General features: G+C 66.4%; 14 protein-coding genes and 2 pseudogenes. 14 read left to right on the top strand and 2 right to left on the bottom strand.

The features are described 5' to 3' along the window. Positions 1 to 22 precede the first annotated feature (22 nt). From CFB47_RS18340 to CFB47_RS18325, 4 genes are all read left to right on the top strand, one after another. Positions 23 to 982, top strand: a complete 960-nt coding sequence (locus CFB47_RS18340; protein WP_089461876.1) for a carbohydrate ABC transporter permease — start codon at positions 23 to 25, stop codon at positions 980 to 982. Between the two features lie 17 nt (positions 983 to 999). After that, positions 1,000 to 1,851, top strand: coding sequence for a carbohydrate ABC transporter permease (locus CFB47_RS18335; protein ID WP_046548796.1), 852 nt, complete (start codon positions 1,000 to 1,002; stop codon positions 1,849 to 1,851). A gap of 200 nt (positions 1,852 to 2,051) precedes the next feature. Beyond that, the gene (locus CFB47_RS18330; protein ID WP_089461875.1) at positions 2,052 to 2,639 is read left to right on the top strand and encodes a chloramphenicol phosphotransferase CPT family protein; all 588 of its coding nucleotides are present in this window, start codon (positions 2,052 to 2,054) and stop codon (positions 2,637 to 2,639) included. Positions 2,640 to 2,760: 121 nt separating this feature from the next. After that, positions 2,761 to 3,360: a LysE family translocator gene (locus tag CFB47_RS18325; protein ID WP_256946718.1), complete on the top strand. Its 600-nt coding sequence runs from the start codon at positions 2,761 to 2,763 to the stop codon at positions 3,358 to 3,360. Between the two features lie 112 nt (positions 3,361 to 3,472). On the opposite strand, the pseudogene CFB47_RS18320 reads toward CFB47_RS18325, so the two are convergent. Then, positions 3,473 to 3,916 (bottom strand): annotated as a pseudogene (locus CFB47_RS18320) (DUF6306 domain-containing protein); the annotation flags it as partial. A 275-nt stretch (positions 3,917 to 4,191) separates the two neighbouring features. Next, complete coding sequence (gene glcC / locus CFB47_RS18315; protein WP_089461874.1) at positions 4,192 to 4,962, bottom strand: transcriptional regulator GlcC; 771 nt, start codon at positions 4,960 to 4,962, stop codon at positions 4,192 to 4,194. A gap of 219 nt (positions 4,963 to 5,181) precedes the next feature. Here glcC and glcD point away from each other — a divergent pair, with 219 nt between their 5' ends. The 10 genes and pseudogenes from glcD to CFB47_RS42130 all read left to right on the top strand — a co-directional run bounded on the left by glcD (position 5,182) and on the right by CFB47_RS42130 (position 17,378). Continuing rightward, the gene (gene glcD, locus CFB47_RS18310; protein ID WP_089461873.1) at positions 5,182 to 6,681 is read left to right on the top strand and encodes a glycolate oxidase subunit GlcD; all 1,500 of its coding nucleotides are present in this window, start codon (positions 5,182 to 5,184) and stop codon (positions 6,679 to 6,681) included. Continuing rightward, positions 6,681 to 7,757, top strand: a complete 1,077-nt coding sequence (gene glcE, locus CFB47_RS18305; RefSeq protein ID WP_089461872.1) for a glycolate oxidase subunit GlcE — start codon at positions 6,681 to 6,683, stop codon at positions 7,755 to 7,757. Before glcD ends, glcE begins: the two co-directional genes overlap by 1 nt. A 23-nt stretch (positions 7,758 to 7,780) precedes the next feature. Beyond that, entirely contained in the window at positions 7,781 to 9,001 is a 1,221-nt protein-coding gene (gene glcF / locus CFB47_RS18300) for a glycolate oxidase subunit GlcF (RefSeq protein WP_089461871.1), read from the top strand. A gap of 20 nt (positions 9,002 to 9,021) precedes the next feature. Next, positions 9,022 to 9,426: a heme-binding protein gene (locus CFB47_RS18295; protein WP_089443739.1), complete on the top strand. Its 405-nt coding sequence runs from the start codon at positions 9,022 to 9,024 to the stop codon at positions 9,424 to 9,426. A gap of 43 nt (positions 9,427 to 9,469) precedes the next feature. Continuing rightward, a complete protein-coding gene (locus CFB47_RS18290; RefSeq protein WP_089459257.1) occupies positions 9,470 to 11,644 on the top strand; it encodes a malate synthase G in 2,175 nt (724 codons plus the stop codon). Positions 11,645 to 12,174: 530 nt separating this feature from the next. After that, entirely contained in the window at positions 12,175 to 13,737 is a 1,563-nt protein-coding gene (locus tag CFB47_RS18285) for a sensor domain-containing diguanylate cyclase (protein ID WP_089461870.1), read from the top strand. 189 nt (positions 13,738 to 13,926) lie between these two features. After that, on the top strand, positions 13,927 to 15,312 hold the full coding sequence (locus CFB47_RS18280; protein ID WP_089461869.1) for a cache domain-containing protein: 1,386 nt from the start codon (positions 13,927 to 13,929) through the stop codon (positions 15,310 to 15,312). Positions 15,313 to 15,341: 29 nt separating this feature from the next. Next, positions 15,342 to 15,986 (top strand): response regulator transcription factor, encoded by a 645-nt coding sequence (locus CFB47_RS18275; protein ID WP_043186307.1) that lies wholly within the window; start codon positions 15,342 to 15,344, stop codon positions 15,984 to 15,986. A gap of 202 nt (positions 15,987 to 16,188) precedes the next feature. After that, positions 16,189 to 16,752 carry a PAAR domain-containing protein gene (locus tag CFB47_RS18270; protein WP_089461868.1) on the top strand — a complete coding sequence of 188 codons (564 nt, stop codon included), beginning with the start codon at positions 16,189 to 16,191 and terminating at the stop codon, positions 16,750 to 16,752. Continuing rightward, positions 16,752 to 17,378, top strand: a pseudogene (locus CFB47_RS42130) (type VI secretion system amidase effector protein Tae4). Before CFB47_RS18270 ends, CFB47_RS42130 begins: the two are co-directional and overlap by 1 nt. The last annotated feature ends 198 nt before the right edge of the window (positions 17,379 to 17,576 follow it).

Here is a 17,576-nt window from a genome sequence, read left to right as displayed (position 1 = left end):
GTGCCCGTTCAGGAGGCTTGCCGTGTCCAGTCCGATCACGTCCCCCCCGCCCGCCGGCGCCGGCGCGGGCGCCGCGCCGCCGCCGCGCAGCGCATCCGCCGCCACCGCCCTGCCCGCGCGTCGCCCCTCGCCTGCCGTGCGGCGGCAACAGCGCGCCGCGTGGCTCTTTCTCGCGCCGGCGTGCGCGATGGTGGCCGTCTATGTGATCTGGCCGATCCTGTCGACGCTGTGGCTGAGCCTGTACAACTGGGACGGGATGACCGAGCGCACCTTCGTCGGGGTCGCGAACTACGTCGAACTGCTGCATGCGCCGACGTTCTACACCGCGCTGCGCAACAACGTGATCTGGCTCGCGCTCTTCATGCTCGCGCCGCCGCTCGGCCTCGCGCTCGCGTTGTACCTGAACCAGGTGGTGGCCGGTATCCGGCTCGTGAAATCCCTGTTCTTCGCGCCGTTCGTGCTGTCCGGCGTGGTCGTCGGGCTGATCTTCTCGTGGTTCTACGATCCGACGTTCGGCCTGCTCGCGCTGATCGCCGGGCACGGCATCCCGGTGCTCGGCGACGCGCGTTATGCGACGTTCGGCATCGTGTTCGCCGCGCTGTGGCCGCAGACCGCGTACTGCATGATCCTGTACCTCACCGGCCTCACGTCGCTCAACCCGGAACAGATCGAAGCCGCCCGGATGGAAGGCGCGCGCGGCTTCGCGCTGCTGTGGCACGTCGTGCTGCCGCAACTGCGGCCGACCACCTTCATGGCGATCGTCGTCACGGTGATCGGCGCGCTGCGCAGCTTCGACCTGATCTCGGTGATGACGAGCGGCGGCCCGTTCGAGAGCTCGACCGTGCTCGCGTATTACATGTACGACCAGGCGATCAAGTACTACCGGCTCGGCTATTCCGCGTCGATTGCGGTCGTGCTGTTCGCGATCATGCTCGTCTACATCGTGTTCCAGTTGCGCCGCCTGCTGCGCAACGAGCAATAACCTGACCGGTGGCCATCATGTTTCCGACTCCCGTTGCTCAATGGAAGCCTGTCTCGCGCAGGCTGTACAAGCTGTCGTTGCCGGTTGCGCTGCTGATCTGGCTGCTGCCGATGATCGCGGTGTTCGTCACGTCGGTGCGCTCGACCGAGGAACTGGTCGAGGGCCACTACTGGGGCTGGCCACGGCACTTCTCGATGATCGAGAACTATCGCGACGCGCTCACGACATCGCCGATGCTGCATTACTTCTGGAATAGCGTGCAGATCACGGTGCCTTCCGTGGTCGGGTCGATTGCGCTGGCGGCAATGGCGGGCTTTGCGCTGGCGACCTACAAGTTTCGCGGGAGTACGGCGCTGTTCGGGACGTTCGTTGCCGGTAACTTCGTGCCCGTGCAGGTGTTGATGATTCCGGTGCGGGATTTGTCGCTCAGGCTCGGTGTGTTCAATACGGTCGAGGCGCTGATTCTCTTTCATGTCGCGTTTCAGACGGGGTTCTGCACGCTGTTTTTGCGCAACTTCATCAAGCAGTTGCCGTTCGAGTTGATCGAGGCGGCAAGAATCGAAGGGGCGGGGGAATGGACGGTGTTTTACCGGATCGTGCTGCCGTTGATTCGGCCCGCGTTGGCCGCGCTGGCGATTCTCGTTTTTACGTTCGTGTGGAATGACTACTTCTGGGCGCTGTGTCTCACGCAAGGGGATGAGGCTGCGCCGATTACCGCTGGCGTTGCCGCACTGAAGGGGCAATGGACGACGTCGTGGAACCTCGTGTCCGCCGGGTCGATTCTGGCGGCGTTGCCGTCCGTCGCGATGTTCTTCGCAATGCAGAAGCATTTCGTGGCGGGGCTGACGTTCGGTGCGACCAAAGGTTAAGCACGCGGCCACGCTTATTCGTATCTCCCCCTCCGCATCGTGAGGTTGCCCGCTTCGGCGGGCTTTTTTTGTTGGCGTAAATTGACTGGGAGCGCGGTATATGCGCTCATTTTCAACCGCAAGCAGCCGTTCGACATCGCATCTCGGTTCGCCGACAATTGAGCGCCGCCTGCATTCACGGACCACTGACGGGTACCTCTATGCCGATCACGGAATTGCCGCATCGACCATACGGGGCCGTCGTTGTGCTCAACGGTCCGAGTAGTGCAGGAAAAAGTACGCTGGCCAGGTATTTATGCGAGAACTTGATTGAGCATCATTTGCACGTGGAGTTGGACGTGTTCCGACACATGGAGCCAGCAAACTACTGGGAAGTTGAGAAGCAGGAAATAGAGATTCGTATGGCCGCGCTGTGCCGAGCAATCAATGCCACTGCCGCGACTTTTTCCAGGCATGGTCAGCTAGTGATCGTTGACCATGTCCTTTCATCCGATGCATGGCACTACATGCTCGAAGACTTGGTCGGTCTCCCGGTCTTCATCGTCGGAGTCTTTTGTTCGCTCGAGATTCTGATCGAGCGCGAGCTTGCCCGTGGCGACCGTAAGATCGGATTGGCAAAGTCTCAATTCCACTCGATTCATGCTGACCGGCACTACGATCACGTCATCGATACGTCGTTCACAAACGCACTCGAGTGCGGCCAGTCCGTACTGGCATGGTTGCGGACTCGACCCAACCCCACTGCATTCTCGAAAATGCGTCAGCAATTTTTCGGCAACGCAAATTAGCCAGATGTCGGCTGCCACCAGCGGTCCGTCGTGAATTGCTTCAGAATACCGGCTGATGAAGCAACGCCACGTTTTGTACGACCCCATTTCAGTGAGGCGTCAAATGGTTGATTGATCTGCTATTGCGACGGTCGCTTCTGTCTATGCTGCAGGGGCCGTCGTACCCGGGCCGAACTTCGTCGCAATCACGCACAAGGCGGTAACTGGCACACGCGCCGATGCGCTCGCGCTTGTCGCCGGAATCGTGACGGTAAATCTGTTCTGGGCGACTTGCGCCATCCTGGGTCTCGGAATGGTGTTCGCCATTTTCCCGTGGCTCGCTGTCGGCGTCAGGCTTGCTGGCGCGGCTTATCTGATCTGGTTCGGGCTACGGCTCGTTGCGTCGGCACGTTCAACCCCGCCAGCGTCACGTCACCCAACGAAGGCGCCGCTGTTTCGCAGCGCGTTCCTGCAAGGCATCGCGACAAATATCGCGAACCCGAAGTCCATCGCCTTTTATGCGGCGGTGTTTTCCTCAGCGGTGCCCTCCCATGTTTCCACGCCGACGTTCGTCGCGATGCTGGCTACTGTCGGTGCATCGGCGACGTGCTGGTACGGAGCAGTCGCGCTCGTTCTGTCGCACGCGGCGATCGCGACCGCATATCGTCGCGCGAAGGCGTGGATCGACCTCACATGTGGCGGGCTCATGATTGCGCTGGGAATCCGGCAGGCATTTCGTTGAACACTGCGCCCGGCGGAATCTGTCTGAACGGCCGCGTTGCATATGGGCGACCGTTCCTTGCGGGTCCGACATCGGCGGGCATCCGCAAACAACGTCTTTCGCACCATCGTCGCTATGCCGCGCTCGGGCCACCACCCTTTATCCGCAACTGCACATCAACCGACCCGATGTTCTTCTCATGTGACACCAGCATTTGCGTGAGCGCATGGTGCATGTCGGGCTGCGCCAGCGTCGGCAGCAACGCCTGCAGCTTCCGCACGACCCAGCGCTGCCCGCGATTCAAGAACGCCAACCGCTCCGGCAGACCATCGATCGCCATCGCCTTCTCATAGAACGCCCCGGTGGCATGCGTCGGCGTCGCATCGAGCGACCGAATCGCATCGACCAGCACCGCACACCAGTGCGCCTCATCCTGGCGAATCCCAGCCACGAGCCGATGAAGTTCGGGATCGTCGATTTCCGCCGCCGTCTCCGATGCAACCCGCGCACCTGCGCGCTCGGCTTCCAGCAGCTCATTCAGCAACGTGAGCAACGCGTCGCGCTGCGCATCCGCGGATTCGTCCGCTGCTTTGGCGGGACGGGCGTCGTGCCCGTCGTCGTGGGTCCGGTTCGACATGCGATGTCCTCCGTTTCAGGAAGCGTGGCGCACCGGTTCGTCCGGCGTGGTTCCGTCAGGCACTGCACACCCGACGGCATCCACGCATCACGGCAGGCAGCAGCGGGGGCCACACGAAGAATGGCTCACAGTCTGACATGCCTCCGTGACACGCGTCTGCAGCCGACCCGCTGTGCGTGATGCGCATCAACACACACCGCCACGCACAGCCGACCTCACGTCCACCCTTCGAGCCTCAACGTCGACCGCACCAACCGCTGCTCCTCCTGCTCGATCTCCCGCAGATACTCGACGCATTGCCGGATATGCTCGCTCGCCGCCTTGCGCGCCTGATCGGGCAACCGCCCCGTCACCGCGTTATAGAGCCTTGCATGCTGCCGATCGATCTGCTTTTTCAACGGCTCGCGGTGATAGAGATTGTTCACGGACGCAAACACCGAACTCAGCAACAAATCCGTCAACGACTGAAGCGTATTCACGAGCACCGGGTTATGCGAAGCCTCACAGATAGCGAGATGAAACGCGTGATCGAGCTTCGCGCGCGCGGCCGGGTCGAGATCCTGCGCATCGGCCGCGGTCATCTCTTCATAGCGACGCTTGATCAGGATGAAATCGGCCGGCGTGCCGCGCAGCGCCGCGAGCCGCGCGGCCTCCGTCTCGAGCATCCCGCGCACCTCGAACAGGTCGTACAGCGTGCGCGGCTGCGAGCCGAGCAGATGCATCATCGGCGTGATCTCGCGTTGCGGGGTCAGGCTCGCCACGAACGAGCCCTTGCCGTGCGTGGTGTCGATGATCCCGCGCGCGCGCAGCAACTTCATCCCTTCACGCACGGCCGTGCGCGACACGCCGAGCTTCTCGGTCAGCCGCCGTTCGGACGGTAGCGCCTGCCCGGCCTTCAGCACGCCGTCGACGATCAGCTGCTCGATGCGCTCGGCGACGACGTCGGCCACGTTCCGCGCCGGGCCTGCCTGTTCCTGTATTTCCATACTGGTATGACCACCTCGGAAGGATATCGGCGATTTTCCCACAAACCCTTGTACCCATTCAGTTTTACGGAGACCGATACAGCCACTTTCCGGCCGCCCCATAAAAACTGGTATGACCACTGGCGCCACATCTAGACACACACGCGCCGCCCGCCAAGAATCCCTCCCTTCCGGCGTGCCGCGCCTCGCGCAGCCGCCTGCATGGTGGAGACAACCCCGATGAGTTTCATCTACGACGAACGGATCGACGGCCCGCTGGCGACCGTCGGCCGAGACACACTCGTCGCCGCGCTGCACGCGGCGGCGCCCGGCCTCGACGTGCTGCACGAGCGCGAGGCGCTCAAGCCGTTCGAATGCGACGGCCTCGCCGCGTACCGCACGGTGCCGCTCGCGGTCGTGCTGCCCGACACGGTCGAGCAGGTGCGCGCGGTGCTGCGCGTCGCGGCCGCGCTCGGCGTGCCGGTGGTCGCGCGCGGCGCGGGCACCGGGCTGTCGGGCGGCGCGATGCCGCTCGAGAAAGGCCTGCTGCTCGTGATGGCGAAGTTCAACCGGATTCTCGACATCGACCCCGATGCCGGCATCGCGCGCGTACAGCCCGGCGTGCGCAACCTCGCGATCTCGCAGGCGGCCGCGCCCTACGGCCTCTACTACGCGCCCGATCCGTCGTCGCAGATCGCCTGCTCGATCGGCGGCAACGTCGCCGAGAACGCGGGCGGCGTGCACTGCCTGAAATACGGCCTCACGGTGCACAACATCCTGAAGGTCGAGATCCTGACGATCGACGGCGAGACGCTCACGCTCGGCGCCGACGCGCTCGACGCGCCCGGCTTCGACCTGCTCGCGCTGTTCACCGGCTCGGAAGGGATGCTCGGCATCGTCACGGAAGTCACCGTGAAGCTGCTGCCGAAACCACCGAGCGTGAAGGTGCTGATGGCGAGCTTCGACGACGTCGCGGAAGCCGGCGCGGCGGTCGCGCGAATCATCGGCGCGGGCGTGATCCCCGGCGGCCTCGAGATGATGGACAACCTCGCAATCCGCGCGGCGGAGGATTTCATCCACGCGGGCTACCCGGTCGACGCGCAGGCGATCCTGCTGTGCGAGCTCGACGGCTCGCCGACCGACGTCGACGAAGACGCCGAACGCGTCGCCACGTTGCTACGCGACGCGGGCGCAACCGAGATCCGCGTCGCACGCGACGAAGCCGAGCGCCAGCGCTTCTGGGCCGGCCGCAAGAACGCATTCCCGGCAGTCGGCCGCATGTCGCCGGACTATTACTGCATGGACGGCACGATCCCGCGCCGCGAGTTGCCGCGCGTGCTCGAAGGCATCGCCGCGCTGTCCGCCGAATACGGGCTGCCGGTCGCGAACGTGTTCCACGCGGGCGACGGCAACATGCACCCGCTGATCCTGTTCGACGCGAACCGGCCCGGCGAACTCGACCGCGCGGAAGCGCTCGGCGGCAAGATCCTCGAGCTGTGCGTCGCGGCGGGCGGCAGCATCACCGGCGAGCATGGCGTCGGCCGCGAGAAGATCAACCAGATGTGCGTGCAGTTCAATGCCGACGAAATCACGTTCTTCCACGCGGTGAAGGCCGCGTTCGATTCGCAGGGCCTGCTCAATCCCGGCAAGAACATCCCGACGCTGCACCGCTGCGCCGAATTCGGCGCCATGCACGTCCATCACGGCAAGCTGCCGTTTCCCGAACTGGAGCGCTTCTGATGCGACGCGAAATCGAATCGATCGACGACAGCGCGGCGCTCGTCGCGCAGGTCGACGCGGCGATCCACGATCGCCAGCCGCTGCACATCCGCGGCGCCGGCACGAAGGCGTTCCTCGGCCGCCCCGTCGAAGGCCGCACGCTCGACGTGCGCACGCATCGCGGCGTCGTGTCGTACGACCCGACCGAGCTCGTCGTCACCGCACGCGCGGGCACGCCGCTCGCCGATCTTGAAGCGATGCTCGACGCGGCCGGCCAGATGCTGCCGTGCGAGCCGCCGACGTTCGGCGGCTCGGCCACGGTCGGCGGCATGTTCGCGGCGGCGCTGTCGGGCCCGCGCCGCCCGTGGGCCGGCGCGGTGCGCGACTTCGTGCTCGGCTGCCGCGTGATCACCGGCCACGCAAAGCACCTGCGCTTCGGCGGCGAGGTGATGAAGAACGTCGCGGGCTACGACGTCTCGCGGCTGCTCGCAGGCAGCTTCGGCTGTCTCGGCGTCGTGACCGAGGTGTCGTTGAAGGTGCTGCCGAAGCCGCGCGCGACGGGCGATCTCGCGTTACAGCTTGGCGTGGACGAAGCTGTGCAGCGCGTCGCCGCCTGGCGGCGCGCGGGGCTGCCGCTCGCCGGCGCATGCCACGCGGACGGCGTGCTGCGCGTGCGGATCGAAGGCGGCGAGGGCTCGGTGAAGGCCGCGCGCGACACGATCGGCGGCGAGCGCATGGATGATCGCGACGATGCGTTCTGGGCTCGGCTGCGCGACCTGGCGCTGCCGTTCTTCGACGATCCGCGCCCGCTGTGGCGCGTGTCGGTGCCGGCCTCCGCACCGCTCGACGCCTTGCCCGGCGCGCAGCTCGTCGACTGGGGCGGCGCACAGCGCTGGCTGAAGAGCGATGCCGCGCCGGCCGACGTACAGCGGTTCGCCGCGCAGTGGGGCGGCCATGCAACCTGCTTCACGCCGGGCGCGACGCGCGAGCCGTTCCAGCCGCTGCCGGCGGCGCTGCTGCGCGTACACCGGCAGCTCAAGGCGCAGCTCGATCCGCATGCGATTTTCAATCCCGGCCGCCTGTACGCCGACTTCTGACGCGACCCGATCCCGACCCGCCAATGCAAACCAATCTCAGCGAAGCAAGCAAGGCCCTCGCCCGGGCCGACGAAGCGGAAGCGATCCTGCGCGCGTGCGTGCACTGCGGCTTCTGCAACGCGACCTGCCCGACCTACCAGGTGCTCGGCAACGAGCTCGACGGGCCGCGCGGGCGCATCTACCTGATCAAGCAGCTGCTCGAAGGCGAGCCGTGCGGCGAGCGCACGCAGCAGCATCTCGACCGCTGCCTGACATGCCGCAACTGCGAGACGACCTGCCCGTCCGGCGTGCGCTATCACACGCTGCTCGACATCGGCCGCGCGGAAGCCGAGAAGCGCGTGCAGCGGCCCTCGCGCGAGCGCCTGCTGCGCGCCGGGCTGCGGCATGTCGTGCCACGCCCGGCGACGTTCGCCGCGTTGCTGAAGGCCGGCCGTGCGCTGCGCCCGCTGCTGCCCGGCACGCTGCAGGACAAGATCCCGGCCGCCGTCCCCGCGGCCGCGCCGCGCCCGCCCGTGCGCCATGGACGGCGCGTGCTGATGCTCGAAGGCTGCGTGCAGCCGTCGCTGTCGCCGAACACCAATGCGGCGGCCGCGCGCGTGCTCGACCGGCTCGGCATCAGCGTCAGTCCGGCACGCGAAGCCGGCTGTTGCGGCGCGACCGAATATCACCTGAACGCGCAGGCGGCCGGCCTCGCCCGCGCACGCCGCAACATCGACGTCTGGTGGCCCGCGATCGAAGCCGGCGCGGAAGCGATCGTGCTGACGGCGAGCGGCTGCGGCGCCTTCGTCAAGGAATACGGCGACCTGCTGCGCTCCGACCCCGTCTATGCGGAGAAGGCGCAGCGCGTCAGCGCGCTCGCGCGCGATCTCGCCGAAGTGATCGCGGCCGAGCCGCTCGACGCGCTGGCGGGGTCGACGCCACGCCGCATCGCGGTGCACTGCCCGTGCACGCTGCAGCACGCACAGCGCCTCGGCGGCGCGGTCGAGCGCATCCTGACGCAGCTCGGCTTCGATCTGACGAATGTCGCCGACGGCCATCTGTGCTGCGGCTCGGCCGGCACGTATGCGCTGACACAGCCCGAACTCGCGACGAAACTGCGCGACAACCGGCTCGACGCGCTCGAGGCCGCACGGCCGGACCTGATTGTCACGGCCAACGTTGGCTGCCAGACTCACCTGAACGGCGCGGGCCGCACGCCTGTGCGCCACTGGATCGAGCTCGTCGACAACCACCTCGTCAACTGACCGGATTCCGGAGGATTGCCATGCAGACGAAACCCGAACTCGAACTCGCCGATGCCGACCGCATGCTCGCCGCCGCCCGCGCGGAAGCGGAGCGCCACGGCTGGGCGGTGTCGATCGCCGTCGTCGATGACGGCGGCCACCTGCTCGCTTTTGCGCGCCTGGACGGTGCATCGCCGGCCAGCACGTATATCGCGCAGGACAAGGCGCGCGCGGCAGCGCTCGGCCGGCGCGAGACGAAGGCGTATGAGGATATGATCAACGGTGGCCGCACCGCGTTTCTCAGCGCGCCGCTGACGGGGTTGCTCGAAGGCGGCGTGCCCGTCACGGTCGGCGGCCGGATCGCGGGCGCGATCGGCGTGTCTGGCGTAAAGTCCGAACAGGACGCGCAGATCGCCCGCGCCGGCACACAAAGCGTCGCAGCGTAACCAGCCAAAGCCGCGCGCGATTTTTTCCCCGGGAGGATTAACGATGATCGACCAAGCAGGACTGCAAGTCGCGCCAGCGCTGAGCCAGTTCATTGAAAACGAAGCGCTGCCGGGCACCGGCATCGACAAGGCCGCGTTCTGGAGCGGTTTCTCGGCCCTGGTGCACGACCTGGCGCCGCGCAACCGCGAGCTGCTCGCCGAACGCGACCGCCTGCAGCAGGAACTCGACGCCTGGCACCGTGCGCACCCCGGCCCCGTGCGCGACCACGCCGCGTATCGCGCGTTCCTCGAACAGATCGGCTACCTCGTGCCGGCTCCGTCGAACGTCGCGGCAGCCACCGCGAACGTCGACAGCGAGATCGCCACGCAGGCCGGCCCGCAGCTCGTCGTGCCGCTGTCGAACGCGCGCTACGCGCTGAACGCCGCGAATGCCCGCTGGGGCAGCCTGTACGACGCGCTGTACGGCACCGACGCGCTGCCTGAAGACGGCGGCGCCGAACGCACCACGGCCTACAACCCGACGCGCGGCCAGCGCGTGATCGACTACGCGCGCAACGTGCTCGACAACGCGGCGCCGCTCGCGAGCGGCTCGCACCGCGACGCACTGCGCTACCGCGTGCAGGACGGCCAGCTCGCCGTCGAAACCGCGAAGGGCATCGTAGGCCTCGCGCAGCCGGCGCAGTTCGTCGGCTACCAGGGCGCGGCCGACGCGCCGTCCGCGGTCCTGCTGAAGCACAACGGCCTGCACCTCGAGATCCAGATCGACGCATCGACGCCGATCGGCCGCGCCGATCTCGCGAACGTGAAGGACGTCGTGCTCGAAGCCGCGGTCAGCACGATCATCGACTGCGAGGATTCGGTCGCGGCGGTGGACGCGGAAGACAAGGTCCAGCTCTACCGCAACTGGCTCGGCCTGATGCAGGGCACGCTGGTCGAGGAAGTCGCGAAGGGCGGCAAGACCTTCACGCGCCGCCTGAACGCCGATCGCGAGTACACCACGCCCGCCGGCGGCACGCTGTCGCTGCACGGCCGCTCGCTGCTGTTCGTGCGCAACGTCGGCCACCTGATGACCAACGGCGCGGTGCTCGACCGCGACGGCAACGAGATTCCGGAAGGGATCCTCGACGGTGTCGTCACGGTGCTGTGCTCGCTGCACGACCTGAAGGCGAAGCGCAACTCGCGCACCGGCTCGATCTACATCGTGAAGCCGAAGATGCACGGCCCGGTCGAAGTCGCGTTCGCCGATACGCTGTTCGCGCGCATCGAGGATCTGTACCACCTGCCGCGCAACACGCTGAAGATGGGCATCATGGACGAGGAGCGCCGCACCAGCGTGAACCTCGCCGCATGTATCGCCGCGGCCGCCGCACGCGTGGCGTTCATCAACACCGGCTTCCTCGATCGCACCGGCGACGAGATGCACACCGCGATGGAAGCGGGCCCGATGATCCGCAAGGGCGACATGAAGTCGTCGGCGTGGATCCAGTCGTACGAGCGCAACAACGTGCTCGCGGGCCTGTCGGCCGGCCTGCGCGGCCGCGCGCAGATCGGCAAGGGCATGTGGGCGATGCCGGACCTGATGCACGCGATGCTCGAGCAGAAGATCGCGCATCCGCGCGCCGGCGCGAACACCGCATGGGTGCCGTCGCCGACCGCCGCGACGCTGCACGCGCTGCACTACCACCTCGTCGACGTGCAGGCCGTCCAGCAGGAGCTCGAGAAGACGCCGTACGCCAGCGAACGCGACGCGCTGCTCGAAGGCCTGCTGACCGTGCCGGTCGTCGAGCGCGCCGCGTGGAGCGAGGCCGAGATCCTGAGCGAAGTCGAGAACAACGCGCAGGGCATCCTCGGCTACGTCGTGCGCTGGGTCGAACAGGGCGTCGGCTGCTCGAAGGTGCCCGACATTCACGACGTCGGCCTGATGGAAGACCGCGCCACGCTGCGCATCTCGAGCCAGCACATCGCGAACTGGCTGCGCCACGGCGTGATCACCGAGGCGTTCGTGCTCGACGTGTTCAAGCGGATGGCGCGCGTCGTCGACCAGCAGAACGCCGGCGACCCGAACTATCGCCCGATGGCGCCCGGCTACGATCAGTCGACCGCGTTCAAGGCCGCGTGCGCGCTCGCGCTGCAGGGCACGTCGCAGCCGAGCGGCTATACCGAGCCGCTGCTGCACCAGTTCCGCCTCGCGTTCAAGGCACAGCAGCACGGCGGTTAAGCGCAGGCGTGCTTCACGAAACGGGCGGCCGCCACGGCCGCCCGTTTTTCGTTTTCACGTTCGCCCGGCCGTTGAAACGAATAATCGGCGCCTATCGCATACCTTCATTTTTCGCGTGTGTGTGTCGCTCACCGGCGGGAATCGGCGGCTGCATGTCGCACGCCACGACCGTTCATGCCGCAAAGCCTTGTGCAGCAACGCTCTGCCCGGAATCCGCAAGCACGGGATTACACGGTAATTTGATCGGGATCAACCGTCCGCAACATTTCTCGCGCGTTCGGACGCGCGCGTTATACTCCGTTGAATTCGCGTTGCCCGATTCGTCGGATCGTTGAATCGGCGCAGATGTCACCGGTGAATGCGTGATTTACCGGTATATCTGGCCGCGATTAACGATAATCGGCGTCCATTTTCCCCGCCGGCCGGCAGGAAGGCGTCGGAATGGCCGCGTACCGGATCGCCGCCGGCACGACATACGAACAATCGCATCGGCCCGCCTCCCGGCGGCAATGCCCACCGATCCACCGACCATGGCAGAAACCGACTACGCAATGCCCAGCGAATCCGGCCTGACGAGCCGCGTCGCCGCGCATCTGCGCCGGTTCCTGCTGCCGCACCTGATCTTCTATACCGGGCTGCTGATCGCGCTGGTCCTGCTGCTCCTGTGCGGGGTCGTGCTGTACGAAGGCCGCATCGATGCGCGCGACCGCTCGATCGCGATGCAGCAGAATCTGGCGCTGATGGCGTCGTGGGACATCGAGCGCAACATCGAGATCTATTCGCTGTCGCTGCAGGCCGTCGTCGAAGGCGAGAACGACCCCGAGGTCGTCAAGCTGCCGATGCCGCTGCGCCGCCAGGTGCTGTTCGACCGTGCGACGACGGCGAAGTACCTCGGCGGGATCTACGTGCTCGACGCGAAGGGCGACATCGCGGTCGACGGCAAGAGCGACGTGCCGCGCAAGGCCAACTTCAGCAACGAACCTTACTTCGTCGTGCACCGCGATCACCCCGACGCCGGCCTGTACGTCAGCCCCCCGTATCGCTCGCGGATGCGCGGCGGCTCGCCGAGCATCGCGCTCAGCCGGCGGATCACGAGGCCCGACGGCTCGTTCGGCGGCGTCGCCGTGATGTCGATCCGGCTCGAATATTTCCAGAACCTGTTCTCGCGCCTGTCGCTGGGCGATCGCGGCTCGATCGCGCTGATCAACACGGACGGCAGGATGCTCGCGCGCGAGCCGTACGACCCTAAGATCGTCGGCCGCGACATCAGCCGTGCCAGCACGTTCCGGCGGTTCATGACCGCCAATGAAGGCAGCTTCGCCGACACCGCGTCGATCGACGGCGTGCGGCGCCTGTACGTGTTCCGGCACCTCGAGAACCTGCCGCTGATCATCATGGTCGCGCGCTCGGAAGCCGATACCTACGCCGCGTGGTACGACCGTGCGATTCCGATCGGCTCCGCGATGGCCGCGCTCGCGATCGGCTTCGTCGGCCTGTCGCTGCTGCTCGACGTGCAGCTGCGCAAGCGCCACCGCGCGGAAACCGAACTGCAGGCGCTCGCGCGCACCGACGGCCTCACGGGCCTCGACAACCGCCGGATGCTCGACGTCACGCTCGCGCGCGAATGGCGCCGTGCCGCGCGCTCGCAGCATGCGCTGTCGCTGCTGTTCATCGACGTCGACTACTTCAAGCGCTACAACGACACGCAAGGGCACCAGGCCGGCGACGACGCGCTGGCCGCGGTCGGCCACTGCATCGCCGGCTGCCTGCGCCGCCCGGCCGATTACGCGGCGCGCTACGGCGGCGAGGAATTCGTCGTGGTGCTGCCCGACATCGACACGGACGGCGCGGTGACGATCGCCGAGACGATCCGCACCGGCATCCTCGATCTCGGCATCCGGCACGACGCCGGTGCCGCCGGCCGCCTGACGGTGAGCATCGGCGTGACGACCAGCTACCCCGAACACGACGACGACATGCAGGGCGCGCTGAAGCTCGCCGACGACGCGCTGTATCGCGCGAAGGAAGGCGGACGCAACCGCATCGTCGTGCACCCGGCCGCGTCCGGCGGCCTCGCGGCGCGGCAGGCCTGAACGGCCGGACACGCCGCGCCGCCGAGACGGCCAAGCAACGGCCGAGCAACGGCCAAGCGACGGCCGGGCGGCCGCCGGCCCGCCGTCGCCGCCCGTGCGCAAAATCGCCGACAATGTCGCCTCGACCTGCCGCCGCACGGCTGACGCACCCGGCCCGTCCGCGCGGGTGCGCGGCTGCTTCGCACCACCATGAGACTCAAGGCAAAGATCTTCCTTCTGGCCATCGTGCCGTTCCTGCTCGCGATCGCCGGCATCGGCTTCGGCGTGCGCCAGCAGGCGACGTCCCTCGCGCGCACGCAGCATGCGACGATCCAGGCCGCGTACCTGTCGAGCAAGGAAGTCGAACTGAAGCACTACGTCGAGCTGGCGACCAGCGCGATCATGCCGCTCTACGACGCGAGCGGCCGCAACGCGCGCGACGACGCGATGCTGCGCACGCAGGCGCTCGCAATGCTGCAGAAGATGGATTTCGGCCCGGACGGCTATTTCTTCGTGTACGACCTGCACGGCAATTCGCTGATGCATCCGCGCGAGCCCGAGCGCGTCGGCCACAACTACTGGTCGATGCGCGACCCGCAGGGCGCGCTGACGATCCAGAAGCTGATCGGCGCGGCATCGAGCGGCGGCGGCTACGTGCGCTACGCGTGGCAGCGGCCGTCGACGGGCCGCGTCGCGCCGAAGCTCGGCTACGTCGTCGCGCTCGAGCGCTGGGGCTGGATGGTCGGCACCGGCATCTATCTCGACGACGTCGACACCGCACTGCAGCGCATCGACGCACGCGCGTCCGCGAACATCGAGCGCACGATGAGCTGGCTGACCGCGATCGCGCTCACCGGCGCGGCGGCGATCGTCGTGTGCGCGCTGGTGCTGAACGTCAGCGAGTCGCGCAGCGCCGACGCGAAGCTCAAGCTGCTCGCGCAGCGTGTCGTCGAATCGCAGGAGCAGGAGCGGGCGCGGCTGTCGCGCGAGCTGCATGACGGGATCAGCCAGATGATGGTGTCCGCGAAGCTGATGCTCGAATCCGCGCTCGCCCGTTTCGAACGCGGCACGGCGCGCCTGCCCGAAGCCGAGCAGGCGCTGGCATCGGGCGTCGGGCGGCTCGGCGACACGCTGCGCGAAGTGCGGCGCATCTCGCATGCGCTCCGTCCGTCGATGCTCGACGACCTCGGCCTGGCAGCCGCGCTCGAGCAACTGGTGCGCGAGCTCGGCGCCGAAAGCGGCATCGACATCGGCTATACGCAGGTCGCGCACAGCGGCGCCCGGCCGCTGCCCGAAGCCGTCAACACCGCGCTGTTCCGGATCGCCCAGGAAGCGCTCAGCAACATCGTGCATCATGCGCAGGCGTCGCGCGCGGCCGTCACGCTCGACGTCGGCGCACAATCCGTCACGCTGACCATCGCCGACAACGGCTGCGGCTTCGACGCCGAACGCTCGCAGGCCGACGCGCGACGCGGCATCGGCCTGCGCAACATGCGCGAGCGCCTCGACGCGCTCGGCGGCATGCTGACGATCACGTCGCAGGTCGGCCACACGGTCGTCGGCGCGCACGTGCCGCTGCCCGGCGCCGCGTCATGACGCGCCCCATCACAGGAGACCTTTCACGCATGAGCGCCCCCGACACCGCCCGGCCCGTCGCCCGACTGCTGCTCGTCGACGACCACCCGCTCGTGCGCGACGGCTTGCGGATGCGGCTCGAAGCGGCCGACCTGTCCGTGGTCGGCGAAGCCGGCAACGCCGACGAGGCGCTCGCGCTCGCCGCGTCGCTCGAACCCGATCTCGCGCTGATGGACGTCGGCATGAACGGGATGAACGGCATCACGCTCGCGGGCGTGTTCCACGAGCGCTTTCCGGGCATCCGCGTGCTGATGCTGTCGATGCACGACAACATCGAATACGTGACGCAGGCCGTGCGTGCCGGCGCGAGCGGCTACCTGCTGAAGGATTCGCCCGCGAGCGAGATCGTGCGCGCGATCGGCGCGGTGCTGGCAGGCCAGACGTTCTTCAGCGAAGGGCTCGCCGCGCGGATGATCCACGCGAGCGCGACCGCATCGCCGCTCGACCGGCTGACGCCACGCGAACGCGACATCCTCGACGCGCTGGCGGAAGGGCTGTCGAGCAAGCAGATCGCGCAGCAGACGGGGCTGTCGGTGCGCACGGTCGAGACGCACCGGCTCAATCTGAAGCGCAAGCTGGAAATCGAAGGGCAGGCGGAGCTGATCAAGTTCGCGGTGGAGCATCGGCGGAGGTAGGCCAGCACGTCAACGGCGCCCACCTCACGATTCGCCGTCCAATTTCATACTCGTCCAATCGACCGCTCCCCGGGTCGATGGAATCCTTTCGCTTGCCGGAACGAGCATCGTGCTCGTGATTCGCATGACGCCTGCATGAACTCGTTGCGCGGCAACCGGCATCACCGGCAGATATCGGTGACCTGGACCAAGGAGCGAAATCATGATGCGCCGTATCGCCGTTGTCGGCGACGAGTTGGAAACCGGGGGACACGTCATTGCCTACGCAGGGCCACGATTCACGTTTGGCGACGCTGGCCATCAGGTTGCGCTGATCGGCGGCCTCGCGTTCTGCGAAGCATGCGGAAGTACTGGACAGATTGCCAAGGCTGGCGGACCGAAGCGCATCAAATTCATGCGCGAAACGGCAGCCGATGGCGACGTCGTTTTATGTCGATGTGCGACACCGCCACGCATCGTTGCGGTGCTCTCCGGCAATTCATGGTGCGATGACGAAGCGGAAACGGAAGGCGTCGTTTCTTCCGGATCGAATCCGCAACGCAATACGGCGGCCATAGCCGTGGGCGTCTATGACGAATGCGTTCGCGCCGTCGGAAACGGCGCAGTGCCGGATTATCCGTACATCATCGAAACATCGGACGGGCGTGTTCACTCGGGCCGACTCGATGCCACCGGATACCTGCCGCGTGTTCATACGAGCCATGAGGGCACGTACACGGTCTATTGGGGCGACGAAGCGCTCGCACGACTGAGCGAGGATGCGTAATGCCAAACGCAAAAACAGTCGTGAGGACGACCACCCTGCAAAACTCGCACAAGGAAGTCCAACTGAAGTCGGTGACGTTTTCCGAACTCTGGAACAACTATGCTCACGGGAATCCGTACGCCGATCCAAACGGACAGTACCAGAACCAGTGCGCCATCCGGATGAGTGTAACGCTGCACAACGTCGGCATCGAGATGAAGTCGTTTTCGCAGAAACGGGTCCGGCCAATGCCAGGCAAGCCGACACTGGGCCGCCTCTAGCTCAACGGCAAATCGACGGCCACACGCGCATACGAGTTTGCTGAATGGTTAAAGCTGCGCCCGATTGCAGGATTACCCGCTCCGGAGAACGTGACCGGCCCCGATTGGGAAAACCGGGTCAGAAATCGCACCGGCATCATTTTCTTCTTCGGGTACTGGCAACAACAGGGCGACGCTGCCGACGACTTTAGCGGCGGACATATCGACCTCTGGAACGGTTCTCGCCTCCCGGTATCCAGTACGAGAGGTATCTTCGCGTCGATAGGTCGACGAATCGGAATATCCAGCCTGCAGATTCCACTCACGGATCTCGGCTACTCCGATCTGGCAAAATCGAAAACCATCCTTTTCTGGGAGATCAGGTGAAACGCGCCGGATTTTCACTTGCGTACTGGACCGCGGGCCTGATCACGACCTGGTTTGCATGCTGGATCGGGAGCCGAATCGGCTGGCGCATTCATACCGGTTTGCAGTGGCCTTCCGATCGGAATTCTTGCCATGAAATCGATCTCTGCTCTCCGCCGTGGCCGACTACCATTCTGCTCATTGCGTTTCTGATCGGGC

Origin of the sequence: Burkholderia sp. AU27893, from assembly GCF_002223205.1 — a bacterium.
Lineage (GTDB): Bacteria > Pseudomonadota > Gammaproteobacteria > Burkholderiales > Burkholderiaceae > Burkholderia.
Note: the sequence above shows the minus strand (reverse complement) of the source record. Positions and strands in the feature narration are given on the sequence as shown.

Bases quoted from the DNA above. Each gene is read 5' to 3' on its own strand.
- CFB47_RS18335 (WP_046548796.1), top strand. From the start codon at position 1,000: ATGTTTCCGACTCCCGTTGCTCAATGGAAGCCTGTCTCGCGCAGGCTG.
- CFB47_RS18330 (WP_089461875.1), top strand. From the start codon at position 2,052: ATGCCGATCACGGAATTGCCGCATCGACCATACGGGGCCGTCGTTGTG.
- glcC (WP_089461874.1), bottom strand. From the start codon at position 4,962: ATGGAAATACAGGAACAGGCAGGCCCGGCGCGGAACGTGGCCGACGTC.
- glcD (WP_089461873.1), top strand. From the start codon at position 5,182: ATGAGTTTCATCTACGACGAACGGATCGACGGCCCGCTGGCGACCGTC.
- glcE (WP_089461872.1), top strand. From the start codon at position 6,681: ATGCGACGCGAAATCGAATCGATCGACGACAGCGCGGCGCTCGTCGCG.
- glcF (WP_089461871.1), top strand. From the start codon at position 7,781: ATGCAAACCAATCTCAGCGAAGCAAGCAAGGCCCTCGCCCGGGCCGAC.
- CFB47_RS18295 (WP_089443739.1), top strand. From the start codon at position 9,022: ATGCAGACGAAACCCGAACTCGAACTCGCCGATGCCGACCGCATGCTC.
- CFB47_RS18290 (WP_089459257.1), top strand. From the start codon at position 9,470: ATGATCGACCAAGCAGGACTGCAAGTCGCGCCAGCGCTGAGCCAGTTC.
- CFB47_RS18285 (WP_089461870.1), top strand. From the start codon at position 12,175: ATGGCAGAAACCGACTACGCAATGCCCAGCGAATCCGGCCTGACGAGC.
- CFB47_RS18280 (WP_089461869.1), top strand. From the start codon at position 13,927: ATGAGACTCAAGGCAAAGATCTTCCTTCTGGCCATCGTGCCGTTCCTG.
- CFB47_RS18275 (WP_043186307.1), top strand. From the start codon at position 15,342: ATGAGCGCCCCCGACACCGCCCGGCCCGTCGCCCGACTGCTGCTCGTC.
- CFB47_RS18270 (WP_089461868.1), top strand. From the start codon at position 16,189: ATGATGCGCCGTATCGCCGTTGTCGGCGACGAGTTGGAAACCGGGGGA.